Source organism: Betaproteobacteria bacterium (assembly GCA_016720065.1).
GTDB lineage: Bacteria > Pseudomonadota > Gammaproteobacteria > Burkholderiales > Rhodocyclaceae > SSSZ01.
Map to the genome: position 1 here is coordinate 367087 of JADJXY010000001.1, position 25245 is coordinate 392331.

A 25245-nucleotide genomic window follows, 5' to 3' on the forward strand; every position below is an offset into this window, starting at 1 on the left:
TCGTTTGCCTGAGAAAAATCGTGGTCTGTCCCCGGTTTTATTACGGTTTTACCGGTTTTACCCCGCCCGCCGCATCGTCCCCCCACCCTCCGCATTCCCGCCCCCCTGGCTGATCGGGTGTTCCAAAGCCGCTGGAATCGGCAGGCGCAGCAGGCGGTACAGCGCCTTGAGGTTTTCGCGGTAGAGGGCGTCGAAGGAGGCGACGGAGGGGGGGGGATTGTAGTCGCCGAACCACCAGAACCAGTCGGAGCTTTCGCACACGGCCAGGCGGGCGAGGACGGCTTCGCGCTCGGCAGGGGTCAGGCGGCGGCTGTCCAGGGCGCGGTCGGCGCATTGCTTGGCGTCGCAGAGGAATTCCCAGGCCCGGTTCTTGGCCGGGTCGCCGATCCAGGTGGAGAAGGTGCCGTAGACCCAACTGCCGGCGGTGAGCTTGGGCAGGGTGGGGCGCACGTCGCGGTGGCGGGCGGCGGCGGCCCCCAGGGGGGTGGTGGCGAGGCTGGCGTGGGCCTCCAGGGCGCCGTAGAGATCGTCGAAGAAATACCAGGCGTTGTAGGGGTAGTACTCCCAGGCGTTTTCGCCATCGAGGAAGATGGGCACCACGGCCGCGGGGTCGCGGGTCTCGGCCACTTCCAGCTCGGCGATGAAGTGGGCGGCGGCGTCGCGGCCGTGCCACTTGGCGTATTCGAAGCCGATGAGGTCGGACAGCCGCTCGTTGCGGAAGAAGAGGGTGACGTCGCCCGGTGTGCCGGCGGGGGGCTGCCAGGGAAGATTGACGCTGGCATCTGGCCCGGCGGAGTTCTCGAGGACGCTCTGGCTGCTGGCGGTCCAGGCAAAGCCGGCGTCGCCGATCTGGGCCAGGAAGGCTTGCGATAGGGCGCCTTCGGCGGGCCACAGGCCGGCCGGCGCCTCGCCGAAGCGCCGGGTGTGGCTGCTGCGGGCGGCTTGCAGATGGGCTTCCGCCCGGCTGCGCCCGCCGGGGTATTCCGGCGCGGCGGGCAGGACGCAATCCGGCCAGGCTTCCCGGGCGCTGGCGAAATCGAGCAGCAGCGGGGCGAGGGGGTGGGCGCCAGGGGTGCAGGCCAGCTCGATCTGGCCCCGCTCAGCCAGGGCGCGGTAGCGGGGGATGAGATTCTTGACCACGCCGCCCAGGGTGGTGAGCAGGCATTCCCGGTCGGCCAGGGTGAAGCCGGCACCCTTGGCCATCAGTTCGGGGATGGTGGTGCCGTTGCGGCGCAGGGTCTCGCCGCTCCAGGCCAGCAGATACCAGGTGGCGAGGTCGGCGAAATAATGGCCGGAGAGGTAGTCGATGCCCGGGCCGTCGTGGCTTTTGACGAAGGCGTGGATGTCGCGCAGGCGCCGGTAGGGGGCGAAGGGTTCCAGCATGGTCGGGGTATGGCAGCGAAAGCCCATGTCCAGCAGCCAGTCGCGGTCCTTGCGGGAAAGGCGGTCGGGGTCGCGGCAGGCGGCGATGGCCAGCAAGGGGTCGCGCCAGAGGCGGGTGGCGAACTGGTCGGCGTAATCCTCGATCTGGTCCAGCAGCACGGGGACGAAATTGACCGTGCAGCGGACGCCGGGGTGGCGCTCCAGGTGCCCCGCCATGTCGGCGTAGTCCTTGATGGCGTGGAGCAGCACCCAGGGCAGGACGAACTCGCCGCTCTCCGGATGCCGGTAGTCCGGCTGGTGCATGTGCCAGAGGAAGGCGACTTCGGCCACGGGGCTTAGCCTCGCCCTCGGCCCCTCTCCCGCGAGGCGGGCGAGGGGGAGGTCACAGAGAGGCCGGGCGTCCTTCATCTCAGACGGGCCCGCTGCCGGCGCCTTGCCCCAGCATTTCCGGCGTGATCAGGGTGATGCCCTTGGCGCTGACGTGGAAGCGGCGGCGATCGTCTTCCGGGTTTACGCCAGCCACCAGGCCTTCAGGAATGCGGCAGCGTTTGTCCACCACGCAGCGTTTGAGTACGGCGTGGCGGCCGATATCGACGTGGGGCAGGATGACCGAATCCTCCACCTTGGCCCAGCTATGGACGTGGACGTTGGAAAAGAGCATGGAACGCCGCACCGTGGCGCCGGAGACGATGCAGCCGCCGGAAACCAGGGAATCCACGGCGCTGCCCCGGCGGTCCGCGTCGTCGAAGACGAATTTGGCGGGAGGGAGTTGCTCCTGGTAGGTCCAGATGGGCCAGTCCTTGTCGTAGAGGTTGAGTTCCGGCGTCACCTTGGTCATTTCCATGTTCGCCTCCCAGTAGGCGTCGAGGGTGCCCACGTCGCGCCAGTAGGGGATGTCGTCGGTCATGCCGACGCAGGAATCGGCGAAGCGATGGGCGAAGACCCGGTAGCGGGGGACGATGTAGGGAATGATGTCCTTGCCGAAGTCGCGGCTGGAGCCTTTGGTCATGGCGTCCCGCTGTAATTGCTCGAAGAGGAAGCGGGCGTTGAAGATGTAGATGCCCATGGAGGCGAGGGCCCGCTGCGGCTGGCCGGGGATGGGTGGCGGATGCTGGGGCTTTTCGACGAATTCCACGACGCGGTCGTGCCCGTCTACGCCCATTACGCCGAACTCCCGGGCGTCGGCCAGGGGCACGTCGATGCAGCCGACGGTCATGTCCGCCCGGCTCTTGGCGTGGAAGGCCAGCATGCGGCCGTAGTCCATCTTGTAGATGTGGTCGCCGGCGACGATGAGGATGTGCTCGGGGTCGTAGCGGCGCAGGAAGTGCATGTTCTGATACACCGCGTCCGCCGTGCCCTGGTACCACTGGGTCTCGTCGATCTGCTGCTGGGCGGGCAGGAGCTGGATGAATTCGTCGAACCGCCCGTCCAGGAAGCTCCAGCCGCGCTGAATGTGGCGGATCAGGCTGTGGGCCTTGTACTGGGTGGCCACGCCGATGCGCCGGATGCCCGAATTGACGCAATTGGAGAGGGTGAAATCAATGATGCGGAACTTGCCGGCGAAGGGCACGGCGGGCTTGGAGCGGTAGTCAGTGAGCTGCTTCAGTCGGCTGCCGCGGCCCCCGGACAGGATGATGGCGAAGGTGTTGCGGGTGAGCTGGCTGATGAAGCGCATGTCGGTCTGTTCGCGCATCTCGCAGTAAGGCTGGTGCGGGCACTGGACGTTGTCAGGCATGGCGGGCCTCCCTCGGCTCTGGTTATGAGCTTATGATACCGCCGGGGGGAATGATGTCGCTAAAAGAAGCGTTGTACCTGTTCAACGAAGGCCGCAATTTCTGCGCCTACGATTTTCTCGGCGCTCACCCCGACGCGGGCGGGGTCGTCTTCCGCGTCTGGGCGCCGCAGGCCGCGGCGGTTTCGGTCATAGGCGAGTTCAATGCCTGGCAGCCGGGGGTCGATGGCCTGGTGTCCCTGGGGCCCTCGGGGGTCTGGGAAGGCCGGGTGGCCGCCGCCAGGCCCGGAGCCCTCTACCGCTTCGCCGTCACCGATCAGTGCGGCGCCCTGCGGGTGAAGTGCGACCCCTACGCCCGCGGCTTCGAGCTGAGGCCGGGGTCGGCGGCCTACGTCATGGTGCCTTCGGCCTACGCCTGGGGCGACGGAGACTGGCTCGCCGCCCGGGCCGGCCGCGACTGGCTGCATGCGCCCATGAGCGTGTTCGAAGTCCATGCTGGCTCCTGGATGCGTCATCCCGACGGCCGTCCCTATCTGTGGCGGGAACTGGCCCAGCGCCTGATCCCCTACGCGGTGGACATGGGCTTCACCCACCTGGAGCTTCTGCCCATCACCGAGCACCCCCTGGACGAGTCCTGGGGCTACCAGACCACCGGCTACTTCGCTCCCACGGCGCGCTACGGCTCGCCGGACGACCTGAGGGCCTTCATCGACGCCTGCCACCAGGCGGGTCTCGGCGTCATCCTCGACTGGGTGCCGGGACACTTTCCCCAGGACGACTGGGCCCTCGCCCGCTACGACGGCAGCGCCCTCTACGAGCACGAAGACCCCCGCCAGGGCCTGCACGCCGATTGGGGCACCCATATCTTCAACTACGGCCGCCACGAGGTGCGCAGCTTCCTCCTCTCCTCGGCCCACTGGTGGCTGTCCCAATTCCACTTCGACGGCTTGCGGGTGGACGCCGTGGCCTCCATGCTTTACCTCGACTACTCGCGCAAGGCCGGGGAGTGGCTGCCCAATCGCCACGGCGGGCGGGAAAATCTGGAAGCCATCGACTTTCTCAAGGCCCTGAATACCCTGGTCCATGGCGAATTCCCCGGCGCCCTGACCCTGGCCGAGGAATCCACGTCCTGGCCCCAGGTCTCGCGGCCCACCTGGCTGGGAGGGCTGGGCTTCTCCATGAAGTGGAACATGGGCTGGATGAATGACAGCCTGCGCTATTTCGCCCGCCAAGCGGTGCACCGCCGCTGGCACCACGACGAACTCACCTTCGGCCAGATGTACGCCTACAGCGAAAATTTTGTCCTGCCCCTCTCCCATGACGAGGTGGTGCACGGCAAGGGCTCCCTCCTGGGCAAGATGCCCGGCGATCCCTGGCAGCGCCTGGCCAATCTGCGGCTATTGCTCGCCGCCCAGGCCCTCAGCCCGGGCAAGAAGCTCCTCTTCATGGGCGGGGAATTCGGCCAGTTGCGGGAGTGGTCGGAAAGCCGGGAACTCGATTGGTTCCTCCTGGCCGAGGATGGCCACGCCGGAGTGCAGCGCCTGGTGGCGGACCTCAACCACCTGCATCGCGACCGCCCGGCCCTGCACGAACTGGATTTCGACCCCGCCGGTTTCCACTGGATCGACTGCCACGACAGCGTCCATTCAGTCCTGGCCTGGTTGCGCATCGCCCGGGACGGCAGCTTCGTCGTGGTGGCGGCCAATTTCACCCCGGAGCCCCAGCGTGGCTACCGCCTGGGGGTTCCCTGCGCCGGACCCTACGTCGAGATCTTCAACAGCGACTCCGCCCACTACGGCGGCAGCAACCTGGGCAACGGCCTGGGGCTCACCGCCTGGGCCGAGCCCTGGATGAGCCAGCCCGCATCGCTGGTCCTAACCCTGCCCCCGCTGGGCTGCGTGGTCCTGACTCCCGCTTTCAGTCAGAGCCTGTGAATCCTTCGGGCGCCAGCGCAATTGGTTAAGGTGCCCGGTCGGCCAAGCGCCGAGCGGCGGCGCTGCCGTCGCTCGGCCGCGGTATGGGCTGCTCAGGATCCCGTGCCGGACTGCTGCGCGGCCAGCGCCAGGGCGCCCAGCAGTCCGAGGCGTTCGTCGCGGATCAGGTGGATGGGCATCTGCTCGACGAGACCCGCGTGTTCGCGCTTGTCGCGGAAGGCCCTGATGAAGGGTTCCGGCGACAGCGCCGGCAGAAGTTTGGCCGCCACGCCGCCGGCCAGATAGACCCCGCCCCGGGCCAGCCACTGCAGGGCAAGATCTCCGGCGAAAGCGCCCAGGGCCGCGAGCCAGAAGGCCACCGTCCTCTCGGCCTCCTCTTCCCCCGCCAGGGCGGCGATGCCAATTTCGTCCGGCGGCAATTCGCTTCCGGTCAGGAAGCTGTGGATGCGGGCGAGCCCGGGGCCGGAGAGCACATCCTCGGCGGTGACGCGCCCGGTTCGCTCGGCGAGGTAGGTCGCCAGGGCGCGCTGCTCCGCCGTCTGGGGCGAAAAACCGGCATGGCCGCCTTCGCCCGGGACGACGCGGTAACGTCCCTCGGACCACACCTGGCCGGCGACGCCCAGCCCGGTGCCGGCCCCCAGGATGAGCCGCGGTGCCCGGCCGCGGGCGATTCCGTCCTGCAGGGAGAGCACCGCGTTGCCGCTCAGGAAGTCGATGCCCTGGGCCGCGGCGGCAAAATCGTTGACCAGCCGCAGCTGGCCGATGGAAAAGCGCTTCTCCAGCGCGTCGGCGTCGAGGCGCCACGGCAGGTAGGTCAGCCTGGCGCTGCGCCCTTCCACCGGGCCGGCGATGCCGAAGCAGGCGGCGACGATGGGCGTGTCGTAGCCGTGCAGGAAAGCCGCCAGAATTTCCTCGAACTGGTCGTAGTCCTGGCTGGCGAAACGCTCTTCCCGGACGATGCCCGGATAGCCACGACGTATTTCGGTCAGGGCAAGCAGGGTCTTGGTTCCCCCCAGGTCGCCGCCAAGCAGGGTGATGGGCATGGACATCCTCCTCGTGGAATGGCTCTCATAATGCATAGAAGTGGGCGCGGCTGCAATTCAAATCGAATGCTGCGCTGCGGGTGGGGGCCGAGCTTCGGGATTTGTCCCAGGGCTGCGTCCCTGCGATCCTCTTTTTCCGTAAGCGGGGGGCAGGGGCAGGGGGAGAGGGGGGGAGAGGGGGGGGAGAGGGGGGGCGCCCCCGTCCTGCTTCAGTCCCGCCGGCAGCAATGCTCCCCGATCAGGGCGCTTCCTCAGCCGCCAGAGCGGCCAGGGCAGCCGGGTAGCGCTGGGCGGCGGCCTTGCGCAGCCAGGCGAGGCTCGTCTCCCGGTCCCGGGGCTGTCCCCGGCCGGTGCGGGCCATGACCGCGATGGCGTACTGGGCTTCCGCCTCGCCCGCCTGGGCGGAGAGCAGGAAGAGACGGGCCGCCTCGTCCAGGTTGCGCTCCACCCCGCGGCCGGCCTCGAACATCCAGGCCAGACGGGTGCGGGCCGTGGCGTCACCGGCTTCGGCCAAGCCGCGATAAATTGCGGCGGCTTCGGCATGGCGCCCTGCGCTGCTCAGGATTTCGGCCCGCTCGAAGGGGGTGGGGGGGCGATCGGGCTTGTCCAGGCTGGCCAGACGGGCGGCGGCCTCCCGGTCGCCGCCTTCGGCCGCGAGGCTGAGGTAGTGGCGGGCCCGGTCCACGTCCCGCGGGATCGCGCCGCCGCTGCTGTAGAGCATGCCCAGCCGGTACTGGGCCTTGAATCCGCCGGCGTTGGCCGCCGCGATGTACAGGGCTTCGGCCTTTTTCATGTCACGGGGCTCGCCCAGGCCGTCTTCGGCCAGGATGCCCAGGTTGAAGAGGGCGTCCGGGTTGCCCAGGCCGGCGAGGACTTCCCAGATGCGCCGGGCGCTGTCGTACTGAGCCATCTTGAATTCGGCGTAGGCCTTGTAATTGCCCATGGCCGGATTCTTGATCCAGTCTTCGGCGGTACTGTCCTGGCCGTGGACGGGGAGGGCGGCGCAGGCCGCAAGGGCGAGGACGGCAAAGCGGGCTGGGAGGCGCATGGCGATCATTTGCAATGATGAGGTGTCCGGTGGACCACTGGCCGGGCGCCGGGTTCAGGGGGGCAGCGTCGGGTCGGCCGCGCAGGTCGGCTAGACCGCCACCGGCGCTGCAATGTGGGGGTGGGGGTCGTAGCCTTCGAGGCGGAAGTCGTCGAAGCGGAAGGCAAACAGGTCGCGCACCGTGGGGTCGAGCACCAGGGTCGGCAGGGGCCTCGGCTCGCGGGAGAGTTGCAGGCTGGCCTGCTCGAAGTGGTTGCTGTACAGATGGGCGTCGCCGAAGGTGTGCACGAATTCCCCCGGGGCGTAGTCGCAGATCTGGGCGAGCATCAGGGTGAGCAGGGCGTAGGAGGCGATATTGAAGGGCACGCCGAGGAAGATGTCCGCGCTGCGCTGGTAAAGCTGGCAGGACAGGCGGCGCTTGCCCCCCGGCGCCGCGGGGGGCGCCACATAGAACTGGAACAGGCAGTGGCAGGGCGGCAGGGCCATGCGATCCACGTCGGCGGGATTCCAGGCACTCACCAGGTGGCGGCGGGAATCCGGGTTGTGCTTGAGGCCTTCGATCAGTTGGCTGATCTGATCGAGGCGGCGCCCGTCGGGGCATTCCCAGCGACGCCATTGCCGGCCGTAGACCGGGCCCAGTTCGCCGTCGGCGTCGGCCCACTCGTCCCAGATGCGCACGCCGTTTTCCTTCAGGTAGCGGATATTGGTGTCGCCCTGCAGGAACCACAGCAGTTCGTGGACGATGGACTTCAGATGCAGCTTCTTGGTCGTGACCAGGGGAAAGCCTCGGGTGAGGTCGAAGCGCATCTGCCAGCCGAAGACCGAACGGGTGCCGGTGCCGGTGCGGTCGGACTTGTCGTGGCCGTTTTCGAGGACATGGCGCATCAGGTCGAGGTAGGGCTGCATGGTCGTGATCCTGGGGGCCGCGGCGGCTGCATCCCTCCCCCGGGCGGCGGGCGGGGGGGGCGGGTTGGGCGTCCCGAGTGGCGGGCGGGGCCGACGCCGACGAGCGGCCGGCGGCAGATTTCAGCATAATGCCCGGCAATCAGAAACACGCGGATTCTACATGCTCGCCCGACTGGAAACTTACGCCTCCCTGCCCGACGCTCAAGCGCTGAGCAGCCTGTCCCACGTCCTCGCCCTGTTGCCGCCCGGCGAGACGCTCCTGCCCGGCTGCCCCGAACCCCAGGCCCTGGAGGCCGTTCTGGCGCGGCGGGGCAAGACGGTTGCGAGCCTGAGCAAGACGCCTCTGGTGGCGGACCTGGGGGCGGGCCTGCGGGTGTGGGCGGTGCTCGATCCCGCGGCGCCGCGCTTCGAACAGGCGACCCTGGTGCGCAAGGCCTTCCAGGCCCTGCTGAGCGAAGAGCCGCGGGAAATCCATGTGCTGCTCGACGGGGACAAGGCCTTCATCGATCTGGCCGCCGAGATCGCCGCCTACGTGGGCCTCGCCAACGGTGCACCCCTGCCCACGCGGCGCCGTGCCGAGGCGCCCCGAGCCCTGGAGCGGCTGGTGCTCTGGGGCGTGGCGCGTCCCCCCGCCCGGGCGGGGGCGCTGGCCGAGGCCAGCGTCGTGGCGCGCAGCCTCGTCGCCCTGCCGCCCAATGTGCTCACCCCCGGGGCCTACCGCGACCGGCTGGCGGAAATGGCCGACGAGCTGGGCTGGGACATGGAAGAGTTCGACCTTCCCCGCCTGCGGGATATGGGCGCCGGCGCCTTCATCGCCGTGGCCCAGGGCAGCGCCGAGGAGGACGCGGCCATCGTTCGCCTGTCCTACGAGCCGCCCGGTGCGGCCGAGCAGGTGGCGCTGGTGGGCAAGGGCATCTGCTTCGATACCGGCGGCCACAATCTCAAGCCGGCCAAGTACATGGCCGGCATGCACGAGGACATGGCCGGCTCGGCCGCGGTGCTGGGCATCCTGCTGGCAGCCACCCGCCTGCAACTGCCCCTGCGCATCGACGCCTGGCTCGCCCTGGCGCGCAACGAAATTTCGCCCCTGGCCTATCGCCAGGGCGACGTGGTGACGGCGCTTGACGGAACGAGCATCGAAATCGTCCATACCGACGCCGAGGGGCGTCTGGTGCTGGCCGACGCCCTGGCCCTGGCGGTGCGCGACGAGCCCGATCTGGTGGTCGATTTCGCCACCCTCACCGGCAGCCTCATCACCGCCCTGGGCACGCGCTACGGGGGCGTCTTCAGCCCCGACGACGCCCTGGCCGGGGAGGCCGTCGCTGCGGGGCGGAGCAGCGGCGAGCGCCTGTGCGCCCTGCCCATGGATGCCGACTACGAGAGCGCCCTGGAAAGCACGGTGGCCGACATCAAGCAATGTACCCTGGAAGGCGACGCCGACCACATTCTGGCGGCGCGTTTTCTCAAGCGCTTCGTCGGTGACTGCCCCTGGCTGCACCTCGATCTGGCGGCCGCCTCGTGCAAGGGGGGGTTGGGGGCCATTGCCACCGACCAGACGGGCTTCGGCATTGCCTGGGGGATAGACTTCCTCCAGGCGAGAGTACAATAAGCGCCCGGAATAGGGGTCGCTGCGCTGCGGGGGCGCCTACCGCCCCTTGCGCCCCGGGGAGACAAGGAGAACGACGATGCTGGACAAGCTGGGAAGACTGGGCGAACTCTTCGGACAGGCCAAATCGGAACACCCCCTGGCCGACGAGAAGGAATTCCGCCGCATCGTCGCGGCCTTGCCGGGGGATCACCCCTACAAGGCCCTGGACGAGATCTCCGGCTGGCTCGAATCGCTGCGGCTGGCCGACGATCTGCCCCCCGGGCGCCTGTTCGACATGGTGCGCGAGTTGGACGAGACCGCCCAGCGCCACGCCTTCAAGCTGACGCGGGAGTACCTGCGGGCGCCCCGTCTGGCCCGGGCCGAGGAGCAGAAGTTGTGGAAGGCGATCAACGGCTTCTGGCTCAACGCGGCATCCGCCTACGAAAGATGCCTCGCCCTCAGCCGGGAAAAGGACCGTCAGGCTGCTGCGCTGCGCGAGGCCCTGCCGCTCATCTGCGTGCGCCTGGTGGCCGCCCTCGGTCACGTCGTCCGGTCGGAAATCTACCGCTACGGCCCCCATACCTCTTCCCTCTGGCAACGCCTGGGCCTCGCCTACGGCGCAGCCGAGGCGGCCGGGGTGGCGAAAAAGTCGGTCCAGATCTATCCCCGCCGCACGGAAACCACCACCGCGGAGCACGAATATCTGCGCCTGCTCGTGCTGTACACCTCGTCCCTGGACGCGCTCCTGCCAACCCAGATCGAACTGGCCGAGCGTCTGGTGGAGCACTTTCTGCCAGGGTTCTCCTTTTCCGCCCAGAGCAGCAAGGAAAGCGTGTATTGGGTCGATCTCGACAAGGCCGAACCACCGGCCCGCCTGGCCCGGGTTCCCAAGCAGATGACACCCTCCCTGCGCTTCTTCCATCCCGCCCGGGCACACCTGCAGGTGGCCCAACTGGCCACCGACCTCGAACACGGCGGCGCGATCCCTGGCGAAATCAATCTGGGGGGGGACGTGGAAGTCAAATACGTCTTGCCGGTGCTCGCCCATCTGGCGGCCTGTTGGGCTCCCCTGCCGCCCCTGCGCAAGCATGCCCGCTACCCGGTCAAGCACCGCATGGCGGTGGTCGCCGGTCTGCCCAACGCGGTGGCGGCCCTGTCCCCCGCGGCGGACAGCGTTGCCGGCGAATCCTGGGTGGTGGAAAACGTCAGCCGCGGCGGCTTCGGCACCATCGTCGCCGAGCCCCGGCCCGATTGGCTCAGGATCGGCAGCCTGCTCGGCATGCAGCCCGAAGGGGGCGACAACTGGCTGGTCGGCGTCGTCCGCCGCTATCACCGCAGCAGCGAGAACGAGGCCCAGGTCGGCCTCATGACGCTCTCGCGGGCCGCGCTTCCGGTCGAGATGAAACCCTTGCGCAGCACCGGTTACGTCGCCGCGACCACGGTGCGCGGCCTGTGGCTGAAGGATGTCGGCGACGAGGCCGAGATGCGCGTGGTCCTGCCCCTGGCCAGCTTCGACCTGCGCGAGCCCATGGAAATCTGGCTGGACGGCCGCCCGGCCACCCTCTCCCCCGTCGCCCTGGTGCAGCAGTGCGGGGACTACGAGGTCGCCCGCTATCGCTACTCCTGAACCCCGCGGCCGACGGGTCGCCCCGGCTTAGGCCGGACGCGGCCGCATCGCCGTCTTGGGCCGCCAGGTCTTGCTGATCCGCTCGTCGGTTTCGACGTAGGGGCCGCCGATCAGGTCGAGGCAGTAGGGGACCGCGGCGAAAATGCCGGTATGGACCACGCTGCCGTCGGCAGCCCTGACCCCTTCCAGGGTCTCCTTGATCGACTTCGGCTGGCCCGGCAGGTTGATGATGAGGCAGCCGCCCCGGATGACCGCCACCTGGCGCGACAAAATGGCGGTGGGGACGAAGTTGAGGCTGATGCGCCGCATCTCCTCGCCGAAGCCGGGCATGAGTTTGTCGGCCACGGCAAGGGTCGCTTCCGGGGTCACGTCCCGGGCCGCCGGACCGGTGCCGCCGGTGGTGAGGAGCAGGTGGCAACCCGCTTCGTCCACCAGTTCGCGCAGGGTCGCCTCTATGGTGGGCTGTTCGTCGGGGATGATGCGGGTGAGGGTCTTCCAGGGCGAAGTGAGGGCGGCGCCCAGCCAGGCTTCCAGGGCGGGAATGCCCTGATCCTGGTAGACGCCGGTGGAGGCACGGTCGCTGATCGAGACGAGGCCGATCAGGACGGATTCAGAGGCTGTCGCCGGGGGCGTGCTCATCTTGGTCGAGTTCCTTCAGGACTTGAAAAAGGGCGCGGAAATTGCGCGGCGGTTTGTTGGTTTCCTGCTCCTTGAGGGCGTTGCGGCGCAACTGGCGCAGGTGGGTGAGGTCGGCCCCGGGCCACAGGGTGGCGATTTCGGCCAGGGTGCCCTCGTCTTCCAGAAGTCGGGTGCGCAGCCGCTCCAGGCGGTGCAGGCGGGCCGTTTCGGCGGCGGACTCGCCGCGTAGCAGGGCGAGCCCGGCGCGCACCGGCTCCGGGTCGATGCCGCGCATGAGCTTGCCGATGTATTGCAATTGACGCCGGCGGGCTTCGTGCTTGCTGAAACGCTGCCAGTCGCGCACGGCGGCCAGGACGTCCTCGGGCAGATCGATGCGCTTCAACTGGCCCGGCGAGAGTTCGACCAGGGCGGCACCCAGCTCCTGCAATTCGTGCATGGCCTCCTTGACCTGGGTCTTGGAAGGGCGGCGGTCGGGGTCGGGCAAATCGTCTTCGCGCATCGGGGGGCCTCGTCGGGGCTGCTATCATAACGGCTTTCCCCCTCGGATACCGCGCCCATGGCCGCTGCCGCCAGCTTTTCCTATCCCTTCGCTACCCTGCAACAGATCGCCCGCGATGTGCTCCAGGAGGCGGCGGCCCGCGGCGCCACGGCGAGCGAGGTCGACGTTTCGGAGGGCTTCGGCCAGTCGGTCACCGTGCGTTGCGGCGAGGTGGAAACCATCGAGTACAACCGGGACAAGGGCGTCGGCGTGACGGTCTATTGCGGCCAGCGCAAGGGCTACGCCAGTACCTCGGATTTTTCTCCGGCGGCGCTGCGCGAAACCGTGCGGGCGGCCCTGGATATCGCCCGCTTCACCGCCGAGGACACCTGCGCCGGCCTGCCCGAGGCCGAGCTGCTGGCGACGGCGCTGCCGGACCTAGACTTGTACCACCCCTGGGCACTGCCGGTGGAAGAAGCCATCGCCATGGCCACCCGCTGCGAGGAGGCAGCCTTCGACGCCAGCCCGCGCATCGGCAATTCCGAAGGGGCCACGGTTTCCACCCAGGAGGCCCAGTTCGTCGCGGCCAACAGCCTGGGATTCCTGGCGGGCTACCCCACCTCGCGCCACTATGTGGCCTGCTCCGTCATCGCCGAAGAGGGCGAGGAAATGCAGCGGGACGACTGGTACAGCACCCGCCGGCTGGCAGCGGAACTGGATGCGCCTGAGCGGGTGGGCGCCCGGGCCGCTGCCCGCGCCGCCGCCCGCCTGGGGGCCCGCAAGGTCGCCACCGCCGAGGTGCCGGTGATTTTCGAGGCACCGCTGGCAGCGGCCCTGCTGGGCAGCTTCGTCCACGCCGCGGGGGGGGGCGCACTGTATCGCAAGGCGTCCTTCCTGGTCGATCACCTGGGCAAGCGCATCTTCCCCGAATTCGTGCGCATCGCCGAGCGCCCCTTCATCCCGCGGGGCCTGGGCAGCGCGGCCTTCGACAACGACGGGGTCGCCACCCGGGAACGCGACGTGGTGCGGGATGGCGTCCTCGAAGGCTACTTCCTCAGCACCTACACCGGGCGCAAGCTGGGGATGCCCACCACGGGCAACGCCGGCGGCAGCCACAACCTGATACTCGATAGCGGCGAGCACGACCTTCCCGGGCTCATGAAACTCATGGGGCGCGGACTCCTGCTGACCGAGGTTCTCGGGCACGGCATCAATTACGTCACCGGCGACTATTCCCGCGGGGCGGCAGGCTTCTGGATCGAGAACGGCGAAATTGCCCACCCGGTCGAGGAAATCACCATCGCCGGCAACCTGCGCGACATGTTCGCCGGCATCGTTGCCGTGGGGCACGACGTGCTGGTGCGGGGCTCCAAGCAGACCGGGTCCATCCTGATCGACCGCATGACCCTGGCGGGTTGACGCCCGCGCTCCAATCGGCGGCCCCGTAAGGCTTTACGGCGGTCCTGCCGGCGCGGCCCACTTTCCGTGCGTCTTCTGGTCTCAAGCCTTGCTTCTTGCGGCTTAGGGTTTTCCATAATTTCCTCCTCCGGTCCGTATACCCATAATTCACGGTCAAGTGGTATGACCAATATTGTCCGCTCTTTCCTGGGCAGGTCAGCCACTCCCAGAACCCACTCAAGGAGGAAGCATGCAACGTCGCGATTTTCTCAAGAAGGCTTCGGTCGGCGCTGCCGCCGGGGCCGCCGCAACCCTGGCCGCCCCGGCCATTGCCAATGAACTGCCGTCGATCAAGTGGCGGCTTACGTCCAGCTTTCCCAAGAGCCTGGACACCATCTACGGTGGCGCCGAGCAGCTGGCGGCCCGCATCAAGGAGCTGACCAGCGGCAAGTTCGAGATCCGCGTCTTCGCCGGCGGCGAGATCGTCCCCGGCCTCCAGGCCATGGATGCCGTGCAACAGGGCACCGTCGAGTGCTGCCATACCGCGTCCTACTACTACGTCGGCAAGGACCGCAGCTTCGCCTTCGGTACGGCCCTGCCCTTCGGCATCAACGCCCGCCAGACCAACGCCTGGATCTACTACGGAAACTCTGCATAAGTAACCATCATGCAGCGCAATTTGAGAAAATGACGGCATTGTCATTGAGTTGATGAGACAGATGAAACCGATGAAGCAACTGAGCCTGGCCGAGACGGGTTTTTTGCCGAAAGCCGGCAAGCAAACCCGCAAGGCAGTGTTCCTGGCGGAGATGGAAACGGTGGTGCCGTGGTCGCGTCTTGAGTCGCTGATCGAGCCGTTCTACCCGAAAAAGGGAAACGGCCGCCCGCCGATGCCGCTGGGCACGATGCTGCGGATTCACTTCATGCAACAGTGGTTTGGTTACTCGGACCCGGCGATGGAAGAAGCCTTGCACGACGTGCCGCTGCTGCGCCAGTTTGCCGGACTGGATGCCTTCGAGGATGTGATGCCAGACGAAAGCACCATCTTGCGCTTCCGCCATCTGCTGGAGAAGCATGACCTGGCGGTGGCGATCTTTGCCGAGGTCAACGCGGTGTTGTCGGAGAAAGGGCTGTCGATGAAGCGCGGCACGGTAGTCGATGCAACGCTGATTGCAGCACCGAGTTCGACGAAGAACGAAGACAAGAAGCGTGATCCAGAAATGACGCAGACCAAGAAGGGCAATCAGTGGCACTTCGGGATGAAAGCCCATATTGGCGTCGATGCCGACAGCGGCTTGATTCATACCGTGGAATGCACGACGGCCAAGGTTGCGGACATTGCGATGATGGAGAAGTGCCTGCACGGGGAAGAAGCCATTGCGCTCGGTGATCGCGGCTATCACAAGAAGAACCGGACGATTGACGAGTTCCAGAAGGAAGGCAATCTGTCTGTTCTGACACCGACCAAGAAGCCGGCTGGCGGAGCGCTGACTGAGGAGCAGAAGGCGTTCAACCGGATGCTCTCGGCGGTGCGGGCAATTGTTGAACATCCGTTCCGGGTAGTGAAGCGCCAGTTTGGCTTTGTGAAAGTTCGCTACCGTGGTCTGGCGAAGAATACGGGGCAGATCGTGACGCTGTTTGCGCTGGCAAATTTGTGGATGGCTCGCAAGCGATTGTTGCCCTTGGTGGGCGAGGTGCGCCCGTGAAACGGGAAATGCAGGGAAAACTCCCTGGATTTCACGGTCAACGGTCGAAAATCGCCTGTTTTTCATCTTTTTTATGACAGCCTGCGCGGAAATAGCCGGTTATTCAGAGAATCCCTACGGTGGCGGCCAGGAACTGATGGACGAGTTCTACGCCGGTTACAACTTCGTCTCCTTCCCCGGCGGCAATACCGGTACCCAGATGGGTGGCTGGTGGCGCAAGGAGATCAACAGCGTCGCCGACTTGAAGGGTGTCAAGATGCGCATCGGCGGCCTGGGTGGCGCGGTGTTCTCCGAACTGGGCGTGATTCCCCAGCAGATCGCCGCCGGCGACATCTATCTGGCCCTGGAAAAAGGCACCATCGACGCCGCCGAGTGGATCGGCCCCTACGACGACGAGAAGCTGGGCTTCTACAAAGTGGCCAAGAATTACTACGGTCCGGGCTGGTGGGAGCCGGGCACCTGCCTGCAGTTCTTCGTGAACAAGAAGGAGTGGGACAAGCTGCCCAAGGAGTACCAGGCCGCTTTCAAGGTCGCCGCGGCCGAGGCCAATGTCACCATGCTGGCCGAGTACGATCACAAGAACCCCATCGCCCTCGCCAAACTCCTGCAACAAGGCGTCAAGCTGCGGACCTTCCCCAAGGAAATCCTGGAAGGTTCCTTCAAGGCCGCCCAGCAGATATTTGCCGACGAGTCCGCCAAGAACCCGTCCTTCAAGAAGCTCTACGACTCCTATACCAAGTACGGCAAGACTCAACGGGCTTGGTTCTCGGTGGCGGAAGTGCCGCTGGACAACTTCATGCAGTCCCATCGCGGCTGAGAAAACGACGCACCGCGCCCGCCGGGGCGCTCCCGTCGATAACACCCTGACCTCCGCGGCTTCCATGCCCCGGGGGTTAGGGTTTTCCGCAACTGGCGTGTTGCAGCTCTGTGGGCAAGAATGGTCTTGCCCATCGGTTTTTCGTCCGATGAAAACAGAGGAGACACCATGCAACGTCGCGATTTTCTGAAGAAAGCCACCGTCGGCGCCGCCGCCGGTGCAGCGGCCACCGTCGCCGCCCCGGCCATTGCCAACGAACTGCCGTCCATCAAGTGGCGGCTCACTTCCAGCTTCCCCAAGAGCCTGGACACCATCTTTGGCGGCGCCGAAGTGCTCGCCAACCGTCTGCGCGCCATGACCAATGGCAAGTTCGACATCCGCGTCTTTGCCGGCGGCGAGATCGTCCCCGGCCTGCAAGCCCTGGACGCTGCGCAGCAAGGCACCGTCGAGGTCTGCCATACCTGCTCCTACTATTACGTGGGCAAGGACAAGACCTTCGGCTTCGGCACGGCGCTGCCCTTCGGCATGAATTACCGCCAGATGAATGCCTGGATCTACTATGGCGGCGGGCAGAAGCTCCTGGACGAGTTCTATTCCAATTACAACGTCGTCTCCTTCGCCGGCGGCAATACCGGCACCCAGATGGGCGGCTGGTTCCGCAAGGAGATCAAGACCCTGGCCGACGTGAAGGGCCTCAAGATTCGCATCGCCGGCCTGGGGGGTAACGTCTATGCCGCCCTGGGCGCGGTGCCGCAGCAGATCGCCGGGGGTGACATCTACCCGGCCCTGGAAAAAGGCACTATCGACGCCGCCGAGTGGGTCGGACCCTACGACGACGAAAAGCTGGGCTTCTACAAGGTGGCCAAAAACTACTATTACCCGGGGTGGTGGGAGCCGGGCCCGGTCATCCACTTCTTCGTGAACAAGAAGGAATGGGACAAGCTGCCCAAGGAGTACCAGGAGGCCTTCCAGGCCGCCGCCTACGAGTCCAACGTGACCATGATGGCCGAATACGACCACAAGAACCCGGCGGCCCTGTCCAAGCTCCTGCAGAACGGCGTCAAGCTGCGGGCCTACTCGGATGAAATCCTCAAGGCGGCGCGCAAGGCGGCGCTGCAACTCTACGCCGACGAGTCGAACGCCAATCCGGCCTTCAAGAAGATCTACACGGAGTGGGACAAGTACCGCAAATCGACCAACGCCTGGTTCAGCGTGGCCGAGATGCGCATGGACAGCTTCCTGCAGAAGGCGAAGTAGTCTCCGGCTTCCGGGGCGTCAAAAAAACCCGCCGCATCCCGGCGGGTTTTTTATTGCCCTTGGAAGTCACGCCTCCAGCAGGCTGCGCAGCATCCAGGCGTTCTTTTCGTGAATCTGCATGCGCTGGGTCAGGAGGTCGGCGGTGGGTTCGTCCCCCGCCTTGTCCACCACCGGGAAGATGCTGCGGGCGGTCTTGATCACGGCTTCCTGGCCGGCCACCAATTGCCGGATCATGTCGTTCGCCTTGGGGACGCCTTCGCTTTCCTCGATGACCGTGAGCTTGGCGAATTCGCCGAAGGTTCCCGGGGCGGGGAAGTCCAGGGCGCGGATGCGCTCGGCGATGAGGTCGAGGGCGTTCCACAATTCCGTGTACTGATCCATGAACATCACGTGCAAGGTGTTGAACATGGGGCCCTTCACGTTCCAGTGGAAGTTATGGGTCTTCAGATAGAGGGTGAAGGAATCCGCCAGCAGGCGGGATAGTCCGGCGGCGATTTTTTCGCGCTCCTTCTTGCTGATGCCGATGTCCATGCGGGTCTCCTTGTGCGGGTTGGTGTGGAGACATTGTGCGCTGGCGCTCGGCGGCCAGCAAATGGCTATCGTCACTTCCTGCGATAGCGCATCGCTATAAAAAACAGAGCCCCCTCAGGGGCTCTGCAGTGCGGGTGAACCGAAGCAGCGCAGGCGCTATTTGCTGTTCCCGAGATCCTTGAGCAACTGGGCGTCGCCGTCCTTGTCGCCCTTGGCTTCGTCGGCGCCTTCGCCAGGCTTGGCCGCCTCGCCGTTGCCGAGTTGCTTCAGGAGCGCGTTTTCCTCTTCAGAGCCTTCCTTGGCTTCGCCTTCCTTGTCGCCTTCGCTTTGCTCCCCGCCCATCAGGGATTCGAGGTCCGATCCGTCCTGGGTCTGGATTTGCTCCGCCCGGGCCTTCGCTTCCGGATCGCCGTAACTGACGATATTCGGGAAGATGATGATGATGGCCACCATGATGATCTGGATGCAGACGAAGGGAATGGCGCCCCAGTAGATATCGGTCGTCTTCACCGAGGCCGGAGCCACCGAGCGCAGGTAGAAGAGGGCGAAGCCGAAGGGCGGGTGCATGAAGGAGGTCTGCATGTTCACCCCGAGCAGGACGCCGAACCAGATCAGGTCGATGCCAAGCTTCTCGGCCACCGGCGCCAGCAGCGGCACGATGATGAAGGACAGCTCGAAGAAGTCCAGGAAGAAGGCGAGCAGGAAAACCAGGATATTCACCACGATGAGGAAGCCCAGCTGGCCTCCCGGTAGGGAGAGCAGCAGGTGCTCGACCCACAGGTCGCCATTCACCCCGCGGAAGACCAGGCCGAACACGGTGGCGCCGACCAGGATGAAGACCACGAAGGATGAGAGCTTGCCGGTGGTTTCCATGGCCTGCTTGAGCAGCTTCCAGGACAGGCGTTTGCGCACGATGGCCATGATCAGGGCGCCGGCCGCGCCCATGGCGCCGCCTTCCGTTGGCGTGGCGATGCCGAGGAAGATGGTGCCCAGCACGAGGAAGATGAGCAACAGCGGTGGCACCAGGGTGGTGAGGACACGCAGCAGCAGCTTGGCGCCGCGCAGACTGCGGGCCTCCGGCGGCAGGGCCGGGGCGGCGTTGGGTTTCACCAGGGTGAGGATGAAGACGTAGCCGACGTAGAGGCCGGTGAGTACCAGGCCCGGCACCAGGGCGCCTTCGTACATGTCGCCCACCGAGCGGCCGAGCTGGTCGGCCATGATGATGAGCACCAGGGAGGGCGGGATGATCTGGGCCAGGGTGCCGGAGGCGGCGATGACGCCGGAGGCGAGCCGCTTGTCGTAGCCGTAGCGCAGCATGATGGGCAGGGAAATGAGGCCCATGGAAATGACCGAGGCGGCGACCACGCCGGTGGTGGCGGCGAGCAGGGCGCCGACGAAGATCACGGCGTAGGCGAGGCCGCCCCGCAGCGGGCCGAAGAGCTGGCCGATGGTGTCGAGAAGGTCTTCCGCCATCCCCGAGCGTTCGAGAATCAGCCCCATGAAGGTGAAGAACGGGATGGCCAGCAGCGTGTCGTTGGCCATGATGCCGAATATGCGCTCTGGCAGGGCCTGGAAGAGGGCGGGGGTGAGGAGCCCGAGTTCGATGCCGATCAGGCCGAAGACGATGCCGTTGGCCGCCAAGGCGAAGGCCACCGGATAGCCGAGCAGGAGGAAGAAAACCAGGGCCCCGAACATGAGGGGCGCCATGTTGGCGATGACCCATTCCATTATTTCTTCTCCTGGGCCAGGCGGGCGATTTCAGCGGCCAGTTCTTCTTCGGGCGACAGCTTCTTGTCCTTGGAGTTGGGGTCTTCGATCAGTCCGGCGAGGAAGGCGAAGCGCTTGATCAGTTCCGATACCCCCTGCAGGGCCAGCAAGGCGAAGCCGATGGGCAGGAGCAGCTTGACGGGCCAGCGGATCAGGCCGCCGGCGTTGGCCGACATTTCCTGGATCTTGTAGGACTCGGCCACCAGGGGGAGCGCCAGCCACAGGACCAGGATGACCATGGGCAGCAGGAAGACCAGGGTGCCGATGATGTCGATGACGGCCTGGCCCTTGGGCGAAAGTTTGCCCGACAGGACGTCGATGCGCACATGTTCGTTCTTCTGCAGGGTGTAGGCCGAGCACAGGAGGAAGATGGCGGCAAAGAGATACCACTGGATTTCCAGCAGGCCGTTGGAGCTGTAATTGAAAGCAAAACGCACGCTGGCGTTGCCGGCGCTGATGACGGTCATGATCAGCACCAGCCAGAACGCCGCCTTGCCGACGGCGGCGTTGAGCGCGTCGATCAGGCCCGAGAGCTTGAGCAGAGGGGTCACGGTAGTCCTCCTAAGGTTGATAAAATGCCGGGCTTTTTGGCGACCCGCCCATTCGCCGGCTTTACGGGGGCGCGGACGCTCCCAAGTCCGGCCAATGTAGCCTCCCTCAGGATTGCGGAAAATGGTGGAAATCCCTACCTCGCCCCTCACCCGTCTGTGCCTCGTGCGCCATGGCGAAACCGAATGGAACGCCGAGCGGCGCATCCAGGGTCAGATCGACATCGAACTCAACGCCACCGGCCGCCTCCAGGCCGAGGCCGCCGGCCGCTGGCTCGTGCGGGCGGGCCTGGTCGCGCTCTACAGTAGCGATCTGCGGCGAGCCTGGCAGACAGCCCAGGCCATCGGCGCGGCCACTGGCCTGGAACCGGTCGCCCGGCCCGCCCTGCGCGAAAGGCGCTACGGCATTTTCGAAGGCCTGACCTACGCCGAACTGCAAGCGCGCCACCCGGCGGGCTACGCCGCTTTCGAGGCGCGGGACGCGGATTACGACTTCGAGAGTGGCGAAAGCCTCAAGACCATGTATGCCCGGGTGACCGGCTGCCTGGGCGAAATCGCCGCCGCCCATCCCGGGCAGACGGTGGCTCTGGTGCTGCACGGTGGTGTTCTCGATATCGTCAATCGCTTCGTGCGCGGCACGGCCCTGGAGGCACCGCGGGACTTCCTCATTCCCAACGCCGGCCTCAACTGGATTTCCCGCCGTGCCGGCCATTGGTTCCTCGACACCTGGGGCGACACCCGCCACCTGGAATCCGGCGCCCTGGACGAACTGCCGACGTGATAAAATCCTCGCCCTTTTCAATGGCTTGAGGCATCCCCCATGTTTTCCGCGAAAGACACCCTGGCGAAGATCGACCCCGAACTGTGGCAGGCCGTCACGGCCGAGAATCAGCGTCAGGAAGACCACATCGAACTGATCGCGTCCGAAAACTACGTGAGCAAGGCCGTCATGGAAGCCCAGGGCTCCCAGCTCACCAACAAGTACGCCGAGGGCTACCCTGGCAAGCGCTACTACGGCGGTTGCGAGCACGTGGACGTGGCCGAACAGCTGGCCATCGATCGCCTGAAGAAACTCTTCGGTGCCGAAGCCGCCAACGTGCAGCCCAACTCCGGTTCGCAAGCCAACCAGGCCGTCCTCATGGCCTTCGCCCAGCCCGGCGACACCCTCATGGGCATGAGCCTGGCCGAAGGCGGCCACCTCACCCACGGCATGCCCCTCAACATGTCGGGCAAGTGGTTCAAGGTGGTGTCCTACGGCCTCGACGAAAACGAGGCCATCGACTACGACAGGATGGAAGCCCTGGCCCGGGAGCACAAGCCGCGCATCATCTGCGCCGGCGCCTCCGCCTACGCCCTGCGCATCGACTTCGAGCGCTTCGCCAAGGTGGCCCGGGAAATCGGCGCCATCTTCTGGGTCGATATGGCCCACTACGCCGGCCTCATCGCCGCCGGCTACTACCCCAACCCGGTGCCCCACGCCGACGTGGTCACCTCGACCACCCACAAGACCCTGCGCGGTCCCCGCGGCGGCATCATCCTGATGAAGGCCGAGCACGAGAAGGCCATCAATTCCGCCATCTTTCCCGGCCTCCAGGGCGGCCCGCTGATGCACGTCATCGCCGCCAAGGCCGTGGCCTTCAAGGAAGCCGCCACGCCGGGCTTCCGCCAGTATCAGGAGCTGGTCATCGCCAACGCCCGCGTCATGGCCCGCGTGCTCTCCGAGGAGCGCGGCCTGCGCATCGTTTCCGGCCGCACCGAGAGCCACGTCTTCCTGGTGGACCTGCGCCCCAAGAACATCACCGGCAAGGAAGCCGAAGCCGCCTTGGGCCGCGCCCACATCACGGTCAACAAGAACGGCATCCCCAACGACCCCCAGAAGCCCTTCGTCACCTCCGGCATCCGCATCGGCTCCCCGGCCATGACCACCCGCGGCTTCACCGAAATCGAGGCCGAGAAGGTGGCCCATCTGGTGGCCGACGTGCTCGACGCCCCCAACGACGAGGCCGTGGCCGCCAAGGTGCGCGAGCAGGTGGCGGCCCTGTGCGCCCGGTTCCCGGTGTATGGGGCTTGAGGGGTGAGGCGTGAGGGGGGCGGCGTGGCGCGGCGGGTCCGGCCTGCGGGATTTCGTCCATGAAGTGCCCCTTTTGCGGCGCTGACGATACCGCCGTCGTTGACACGCGGCTCAACGACGAGGGCGACATCGTCCGCCGGCGCCGCAAGTGCAACACCTGCGACAAGCGTTTCACCACCTACGAGCGGGCGGAAATCCGCCTGCCCCAGGTGGTCAAGAAAAACGGCTCGCGCACCGAATTCAGCCGTGACAAGCTCAGGGCCAGCCTGGACCTGGCGCTGCGGAAACGGCCCGTCTCCACCGAGGCCGTCGATGCCGCCATCGGCGACATTGAGGAAAAGCTGCTTTCTTCCGGGGAGCGCGAGGTGACCTCGCAGCAGTTGGGCGAACTGGTCATGCGCGAGTTGAAGAAGCTCGACAAGGTGGCGTACATCCGCTTCGCTTCGGTCTATCGCAATTTCGAAGACGTGGACGCCTTTTCCCGGGCCATCCGCGAAGTGTCGCCGCGCAAGTGACCGGCGTGAGTTTCTCGGCCGCCGACCACGGCTTCATGGCCCGCGCCCTGCGCCTGGCGGAGCAGGGTTTGTACAGCACCACGCCCAATCCTCGCGTCGGCTGCCTTGTGGTGCGGGATGGTGTCGTGGTGGGCGAGGGCTGGCACGCCCGGGCCGGCGAGCCCCATGCCGAGCCCCTGGCCCTCGCGGCGGCGGGGGGGACGGCCCGGGGCGCCACTGTCTATGTGACCCTGGAACCCTGTAGTCATCACGGACGCACGCCGCCCTGCAGCGAGGCCCTGATCGCCGCAGGGGTGGCCCGTGTCGTCGCCGCCATGGCCGACCCCAACCCGCTGGTGGCGGGGCAGGGCCTCGCCGCGCTGCGGGCGGCGGGAATCGCCACCGAATGCGGCCTGCTGGAGACCGAGGCGCGGGAACTCAATATCGGCTTCGTCGCCCGCATGGCCCGGGGCCGTCCCTGGCTGCGCCTCAAGGCCGCCGCCAGCCTGGACGGCCAGACGGCGCTCGGCAACGGCGTCAGTCAGTGGATCACCGGCCCCGAGGCCCGGCGTGACGGCCATCGCTGGCGGGCGCGGGCCTGCGCCCTGCTGACCGGCATCGGCACGGTCAAGGACGACGACCCCCAACTCACCGTGCGGGAGGTGGATAGTTCCCGCCAGCCCCTGCGCGTGGTGGTCGATAGCCGGCTGGAGACACCGCTGGGCGCCCGCATCCTCAAGGGGGGCAACGTCCTGGTGGCGGGGGCGGTGGCGGACCGGGGGCGCATTGCCGCCCTGGAGGCGGCGGGGGCCGAGGTCTTCGTCCAGCCCAACGCCGCCGGCAAGGTCGACCTCGCCGGCTTGCTGGCGGAACTGGCCCGCCGCGGCGTCAATGAGGTTCACGCCGAAGCCGGCTTCAAGCTCAATGGCTCCCTGTTGCGGGAAGGGCTGGTGGACGAATTCCTGCTCTACCTGGCGCCCTGCCTCATCGGCAGCGACGCCCGGGGGCTCTTCAACCTGTCCGCCCTGACAAGTCTGGACGACAGGCGGCGCCTGACGCTTCGCGATGTGCGGCAGGTCGGGGCAGATATCCGGGTGCTTGCCCGGCCGGCGTAGGACCGCACACGGCGCAGCCCGGGTCCTTCTTGAAGCGGACGCTGCGCCACTCCATTTCCAGGCTGTCCACCAGCAGCAGCCGGCCGGCCAGGGATTCTCCGATGTGCGCGAGCAGCTTCAGGGCTTCGGCGGCCTGCATCGTTCCGACGATGCCGGTGAGCGGCGCGAAGACCCCCATCACCGCGCAGCGCACCTCCTCGACATCCTCCCCCTCGGGGAACAGACAGTGGTAACACGGCGAGTCGTCCCGGGACATGTCATAGACGCTGATTTGCCCGTCGAAACGGATGGCGGCTCCGGAGACCAGGGGCTTCCTGTGGTGCACGCACGCCCGGTTTACCGCGTGCCGGGTACTGAAGTTGTCGCAGCAATCGAGGACCACGTCGGCCGTGGCGATGAGGGCGTCGAGGGCTTCACCCTCCAGGCGCTCGTGCCGTGCCACGACGTCGATTTCGGGATTGATCTGGGCCAGGGCCGTGCGGCCCGAAAGCACCTTGGCCTGCCCGACCCGCTCCTGGGTGTGGAGGATTTGCCGCTGCAAATTGGTGAAATCGACTTCGTCGCCATCCACGAGGGTGATCCTGCCGACCCCGGCCGAGGCGAGATACAGCGCCGCCGGCGACCCCAGGCCTCCGGCCCCGATCACCACCGCATGCGCCGCCAGCAGCCGCTCCTGCCCCTCGATGCCCAGATCGTCCAGCAGGATGTGGCGGCTGTAACGCAGGAGCTGGGCGTCGTTCATGGGGGGGCTACTTATATTCCCGCCACTCCGGCGGCGTTTCGTCGTGGTCACCGTGGGGATGGTGTTCCCAGGCTTTGCCGTAGGCTTCCTGGGAGGAGCGCTTGAGGCGTTTCTCCGGGGCGCCCAGGTTGTGCAGCTGGGTGTCCTCGATGTAGTGGATGAGGGCCCGGGTGAGCTTGCTCATCAGGGTGTTGTCCAGGTGGTAACCCTTGTCTTCCAGATGGACTTCAAGCTCTTCCAGGGTGTGTTCCGTGAGCTCGTAGCTGACCCCGACGGCGCGTTTTTCGACCCGGGGATCGACCGCCACTTCGGGCAGGCGGCCCAGGTCGTCTGCGGCTTCGGGCACCTGGCCGGGGGGGAACTTGGCGAAAAGGATTTCGCGGTTCTTCTTCAGGTCCGGAATGCCCATGGTGCCTCCTGC

General features: G+C 66.6%; 23 protein-coding genes and 1 pseudogene. 12 read left to right on the top strand and 12 right to left on the bottom strand.

Features of this window, described 5'->3' with window-relative positions:
* Positions 1-57 precede the first annotated feature (57 nt).
* Positions 58-1791 (bottom strand): glycoside hydrolase, encoded by a 1734-nt coding sequence (locus IPM73_01695; protein MBK8916805.1) that lies wholly within the window; start codon positions 1789-1791, stop codon positions 58-60.
* Between the two features lies 1 nt (position 1792).
* Positions 1793-3118, bottom strand: a complete 1326-nt coding sequence (gene glgC, locus IPM73_01700; GenBank protein ID MBK8916806.1) for a glucose-1-phosphate adenylyltransferase — start codon at positions 3116-3118, stop codon at positions 1793-1795.
* Between the two features lie 53 nt (positions 3119-3171).
* Here glgC and glgB point away from each other — a divergent pair, with 53 nt between their 5' ends.
* On the top strand, positions 3172-5049 hold the full coding sequence (gene glgB, locus IPM73_01705; GenBank protein MBK8916807.1) for a 1,4-alpha-glucan branching protein GlgB: 1878 nt from the start codon (positions 3172-3174) through the stop codon (positions 5047-5049).
* 92 nt (positions 5050-5141) lie between these two features.
* Here the strand turns inward: glgB and IPM73_01710 are convergent, their stop codons facing one another.
* The 3 genes from IPM73_01710 to IPM73_01720 form a co-directional block, all read right to left on the bottom strand.
* Complete coding sequence (locus IPM73_01710; protein MBK8916808.1) at positions 5142-6092, bottom strand: glucokinase; 951 nt, start codon at positions 6090-6092, stop codon at positions 5142-5144.
* 238 nt (positions 6093-6330) lie between these two features.
* A complete protein-coding gene (locus tag IPM73_01715) occupies positions 6331-7140 on the bottom strand; it encodes a sel1 repeat family protein (protein ID MBK8916809.1) in 810 nt (269 codons plus the stop codon).
* 90 nt (positions 7141-7230) lie between these two features.
* Positions 7231-8046, bottom strand: a complete 816-nt coding sequence (locus IPM73_01720) for a thymidylate synthase (GenBank protein MBK8916810.1) — start codon at positions 8044-8046, stop codon at positions 7231-7233.
* A gap of 160 nt (positions 8047-8206) precedes the next feature.
* Between IPM73_01720 and IPM73_01725 the strand changes: the two genes are divergently transcribed.
* Entirely contained in the window at positions 8207-9655 is a 1449-nt protein-coding gene (locus tag IPM73_01725) for a leucyl aminopeptidase family protein (GenBank protein MBK8916811.1), read from the top strand.
* A gap of 76 nt (positions 9656-9731) precedes the next feature.
* On the top strand, positions 9732-11261 hold the full coding sequence (locus IPM73_01730; GenBank protein ID MBK8916812.1) for a hypothetical protein: 1530 nt from the start codon (positions 9732-9734) through the stop codon (positions 11259-11261).
* Between the two features lie 27 nt (positions 11262-11288).
* Here IPM73_01730 and mog read toward each other — a convergent pair whose 3' ends face one another.
* Entirely contained in the window at positions 11289-11900 is a 612-nt protein-coding gene (mog, locus tag IPM73_01735; protein ID MBK8916813.1) for a molybdopterin adenylyltransferase, read from the bottom strand.
* Positions 11872-12399, bottom strand: a complete 528-nt coding sequence (locus IPM73_01740) for a DUF615 domain-containing protein (protein MBK8916814.1) — start codon at positions 12397-12399, stop codon at positions 11872-11874. The genes mog and IPM73_01740 overlap by 29 nt, the downstream gene beginning before the upstream one ends.
* A gap of 57 nt (positions 12400-12456) precedes the next feature.
* Between IPM73_01740 and pmbA the strand changes: the two genes are divergently transcribed.
* The 5 genes and pseudogenes from pmbA (at position 12457) to IPM73_01765 (ending at position 17556) form a co-directional block, all read left to right on the top strand.
* Positions 12457-13797 (top strand): metalloprotease PmbA, encoded by a 1341-nt coding sequence (pmbA, locus tag IPM73_01745; protein ID MBK8916815.1) that lies wholly within the window; start codon positions 12457-12459, stop codon positions 13795-13797.
* Between the two features lie 229 nt (positions 13798-14026).
* Positions 14027-14422, top strand: a pseudogene (locus IPM73_01750) (twin-arginine translocation signal domain-containing protein).
* Positions 14423-14504: 82 nt separating this feature from the next.
* A complete protein-coding gene (locus IPM73_01755; GenBank protein ID MBK8916816.1) occupies positions 14505-15482 on the top strand; it encodes an IS5 family transposase in 978 nt (325 codons plus the stop codon).
* Between the two features lie 73 nt (positions 15483-15555).
* Complete coding sequence (dctP, locus tag IPM73_01760) at positions 15556-16299, top strand: TRAP transporter substrate-binding protein DctP (protein MBK8916817.1); 744 nt, start codon at positions 15556-15558, stop codon at positions 16297-16299.
* Between the two features lie 168 nt (positions 16300-16467).
* On the top strand, positions 16468-17556 hold the full coding sequence (locus tag IPM73_01765; GenBank protein MBK8916818.1) for a TRAP transporter substrate-binding protein: 1089 nt from the start codon (positions 16468-16470) through the stop codon (positions 17554-17556).
* Between the two features lie 66 nt (positions 17557-17622).
* Here the strand turns inward: IPM73_01765 and IPM73_01770 are convergent, their stop codons facing one another.
* The 3 genes from IPM73_01770 to IPM73_01780 form a co-directional block, all read right to left on the bottom strand.
* Positions 17623-18087 carry a DNA starvation/stationary phase protection protein gene (locus IPM73_01770; protein MBK8916819.1) on the bottom strand — a complete coding sequence of 155 codons (465 nt, stop codon included), beginning with the start codon at positions 18085-18087 and terminating at the stop codon, positions 17623-17625.
* Positions 18088-18243: 156 nt separating this feature from the next.
* Positions 18244-19815, bottom strand: coding sequence for a TRAP transporter large permease subunit (locus IPM73_01775; GenBank protein ID MBK8916820.1), 1572 nt, complete (start codon positions 19813-19815; stop codon positions 18244-18246).
* Entirely contained in the window at positions 19815-20405 is a 591-nt protein-coding gene (locus tag IPM73_01780; protein MBK8916821.1) for a TRAP transporter small permease subunit, read from the bottom strand. The genes IPM73_01775 and IPM73_01780 overlap by 1 nt, the downstream gene beginning before the upstream one ends.
* A gap of 121 nt (positions 20406-20526) precedes the next feature.
* On the opposite strand from IPM73_01780, the gene IPM73_01785 reads away from it, so the two are divergent.
* Genes IPM73_01785 through ribD form a run of 4 tightly spaced genes read left to right on the top strand, consistent with a single transcriptional unit; the run spans position 20527 to position 24082 of the window.
* Entirely contained in the window at positions 20527-21183 is a 657-nt protein-coding gene (locus IPM73_01785; GenBank protein MBK8916822.1) for a histidine phosphatase family protein, read from the top strand.
* A 39-nt stretch (positions 21184-21222) separates the two neighbouring features.
* Complete coding sequence (locus tag IPM73_01790; protein MBK8916823.1) at positions 21223-22473, top strand: serine hydroxymethyltransferase; 1251 nt, start codon at positions 21223-21225, stop codon at positions 22471-22473.
* A 59-nt stretch (positions 22474-22532) separates the two neighbouring features.
* Complete coding sequence (gene nrdR, locus IPM73_01795) at positions 22533-22988, top strand: transcriptional repressor NrdR (protein MBK8916824.1); 456 nt, start codon at positions 22533-22535, stop codon at positions 22986-22988.
* A 5-nt stretch (positions 22989-22993) separates the two neighbouring features.
* The gene (ribD, locus tag IPM73_01800; protein ID MBK8916825.1) at positions 22994-24082 is read left to right on the top strand and encodes a bifunctional diaminohydroxyphosphoribosylaminopyrimidine deaminase/5-amino-6-(5-phosphoribosylamino)uracil reductase RibD; all 1089 of its coding nucleotides are present in this window, start codon (positions 22994-22996) and stop codon (positions 24080-24082) included.
* Here the strand turns inward: ribD and moeB are convergent.
* Positions 23979-24824: a molybdopterin-synthase adenylyltransferase MoeB gene (gene moeB, locus IPM73_01805; protein MBK8916826.1), complete on the bottom strand. Its 846-nt coding sequence runs from the start codon at positions 24822-24824 to the stop codon at positions 23979-23981. The genes ribD and moeB overlap by 104 nt on opposite strands.
* Before the next feature lie 7 nt (positions 24825-24831).
* Positions 24832-25233, bottom strand: coding sequence for a hypothetical protein (locus IPM73_01810; GenBank protein ID MBK8916827.1), 402 nt, complete (start codon positions 25231-25233; stop codon positions 24832-24834).
* Positions 25234-25245 lie beyond the last annotated feature (12 nt).

What these genes read in the sequence shown, in the direction of transcription:
- IPM73_01695 (MBK8916805.1), bottom strand. Translation starts at nt 1,791, where the DNA reads ATGAAGGACGCCCGGCCTCTCTGTGACCTCCCCCTCGCCCGCCTCGCG.
- glgC (MBK8916806.1), bottom strand. Translation starts at nt 3,118, where the DNA reads ATGCCTGACAACGTCCAGTGCCCGCACCAGCCTTACTGCGAGATGCGC.
- glgB (MBK8916807.1), top strand. Translation starts at nt 3,172, where the DNA reads ATGTCGCTAAAAGAAGCGTTGTACCTGTTCAACGAAGGCCGCAATTTC.
- IPM73_01710 (MBK8916808.1), bottom strand. Translation starts at nt 6,092, where the DNA reads ATGCCCATCACCCTGCTTGGCGGCGACCTGGGGGGAACCAAGACCCTG.
- IPM73_01715 (MBK8916809.1), bottom strand. Translation starts at nt 7,140, where the DNA reads ATGCGCCTCCCAGCCCGCTTTGCCGTCCTCGCCCTTGCGGCCTGCGCC.
- IPM73_01720 (MBK8916810.1), bottom strand. Translation starts at nt 8,046, where the DNA reads ATGCAGCCCTACCTCGACCTGATGCGCCATGTCCTCGAAAACGGCCAC.
- IPM73_01725 (MBK8916811.1), top strand. Translation starts at nt 8,207, where the DNA reads ATGCTCGCCCGACTGGAAACTTACGCCTCCCTGCCCGACGCTCAAGCG.
- IPM73_01730 (MBK8916812.1), top strand. Translation starts at nt 9,732, where the DNA reads ATGCTGGACAAGCTGGGAAGACTGGGCGAACTCTTCGGACAGGCCAAA.
- mog (MBK8916813.1), bottom strand. Translation starts at nt 11,900, where the DNA reads ATGAGCACGCCCCCGGCGACAGCCTCTGAATCCGTCCTGATCGGCCTC.
- IPM73_01740 (MBK8916814.1), bottom strand. Translation starts at nt 12,399, where the DNA reads ATGCGCGAAGACGATTTGCCCGACCCCGACCGCCGCCCTTCCAAGACC.
- pmbA (MBK8916815.1), top strand. Translation starts at nt 12,457, where the DNA reads ATGGCCGCTGCCGCCAGCTTTTCCTATCCCTTCGCTACCCTGCAACAG.
- IPM73_01755 (MBK8916816.1), top strand. Translation starts at nt 14,505, where the DNA reads ATGAAGCAACTGAGCCTGGCCGAGACGGGTTTTTTGCCGAAAGCCGGC.
- dctP (MBK8916817.1), top strand. Translation starts at nt 15,556, where the DNA reads ATGACAGCCTGCGCGGAAATAGCCGGTTATTCAGAGAATCCCTACGGT.
- IPM73_01765 (MBK8916818.1), top strand. Translation starts at nt 16,468, where the DNA reads ATGCAACGTCGCGATTTTCTGAAGAAAGCCACCGTCGGCGCCGCCGCC.
- IPM73_01770 (MBK8916819.1), bottom strand. Translation starts at nt 18,087, where the DNA reads ATGGACATCGGCATCAGCAAGAAGGAGCGCGAAAAAATCGCCGCCGGA.
- IPM73_01775 (MBK8916820.1), bottom strand. Translation starts at nt 19,815, where the DNA reads ATGGAATGGGTCATCGCCAACATGGCGCCCCTCATGTTCGGGGCCCTG.
- IPM73_01785 (MBK8916822.1), top strand. Translation starts at nt 20,527, where the DNA reads ATGGTGGAAATCCCTACCTCGCCCCTCACCCGTCTGTGCCTCGTGCGC.
- IPM73_01790 (MBK8916823.1), top strand. Translation starts at nt 21,223, where the DNA reads ATGTTTTCCGCGAAAGACACCCTGGCGAAGATCGACCCCGAACTGTGG.
- nrdR (MBK8916824.1), top strand. Translation starts at nt 22,533, where the DNA reads ATGAAGTGCCCCTTTTGCGGCGCTGACGATACCGCCGTCGTTGACACG.
- moeB (MBK8916826.1), bottom strand. Translation starts at nt 24,824, where the DNA reads ATGAACGACGCCCAGCTCCTGCGTTACAGCCGCCACATCCTGCTGGAC.
- IPM73_01810 (MBK8916827.1), bottom strand. Translation starts at nt 25,233, where the DNA reads ATGGGCATTCCGGACCTGAAGAAGAACCGCGAAATCCTTTTCGCCAAG.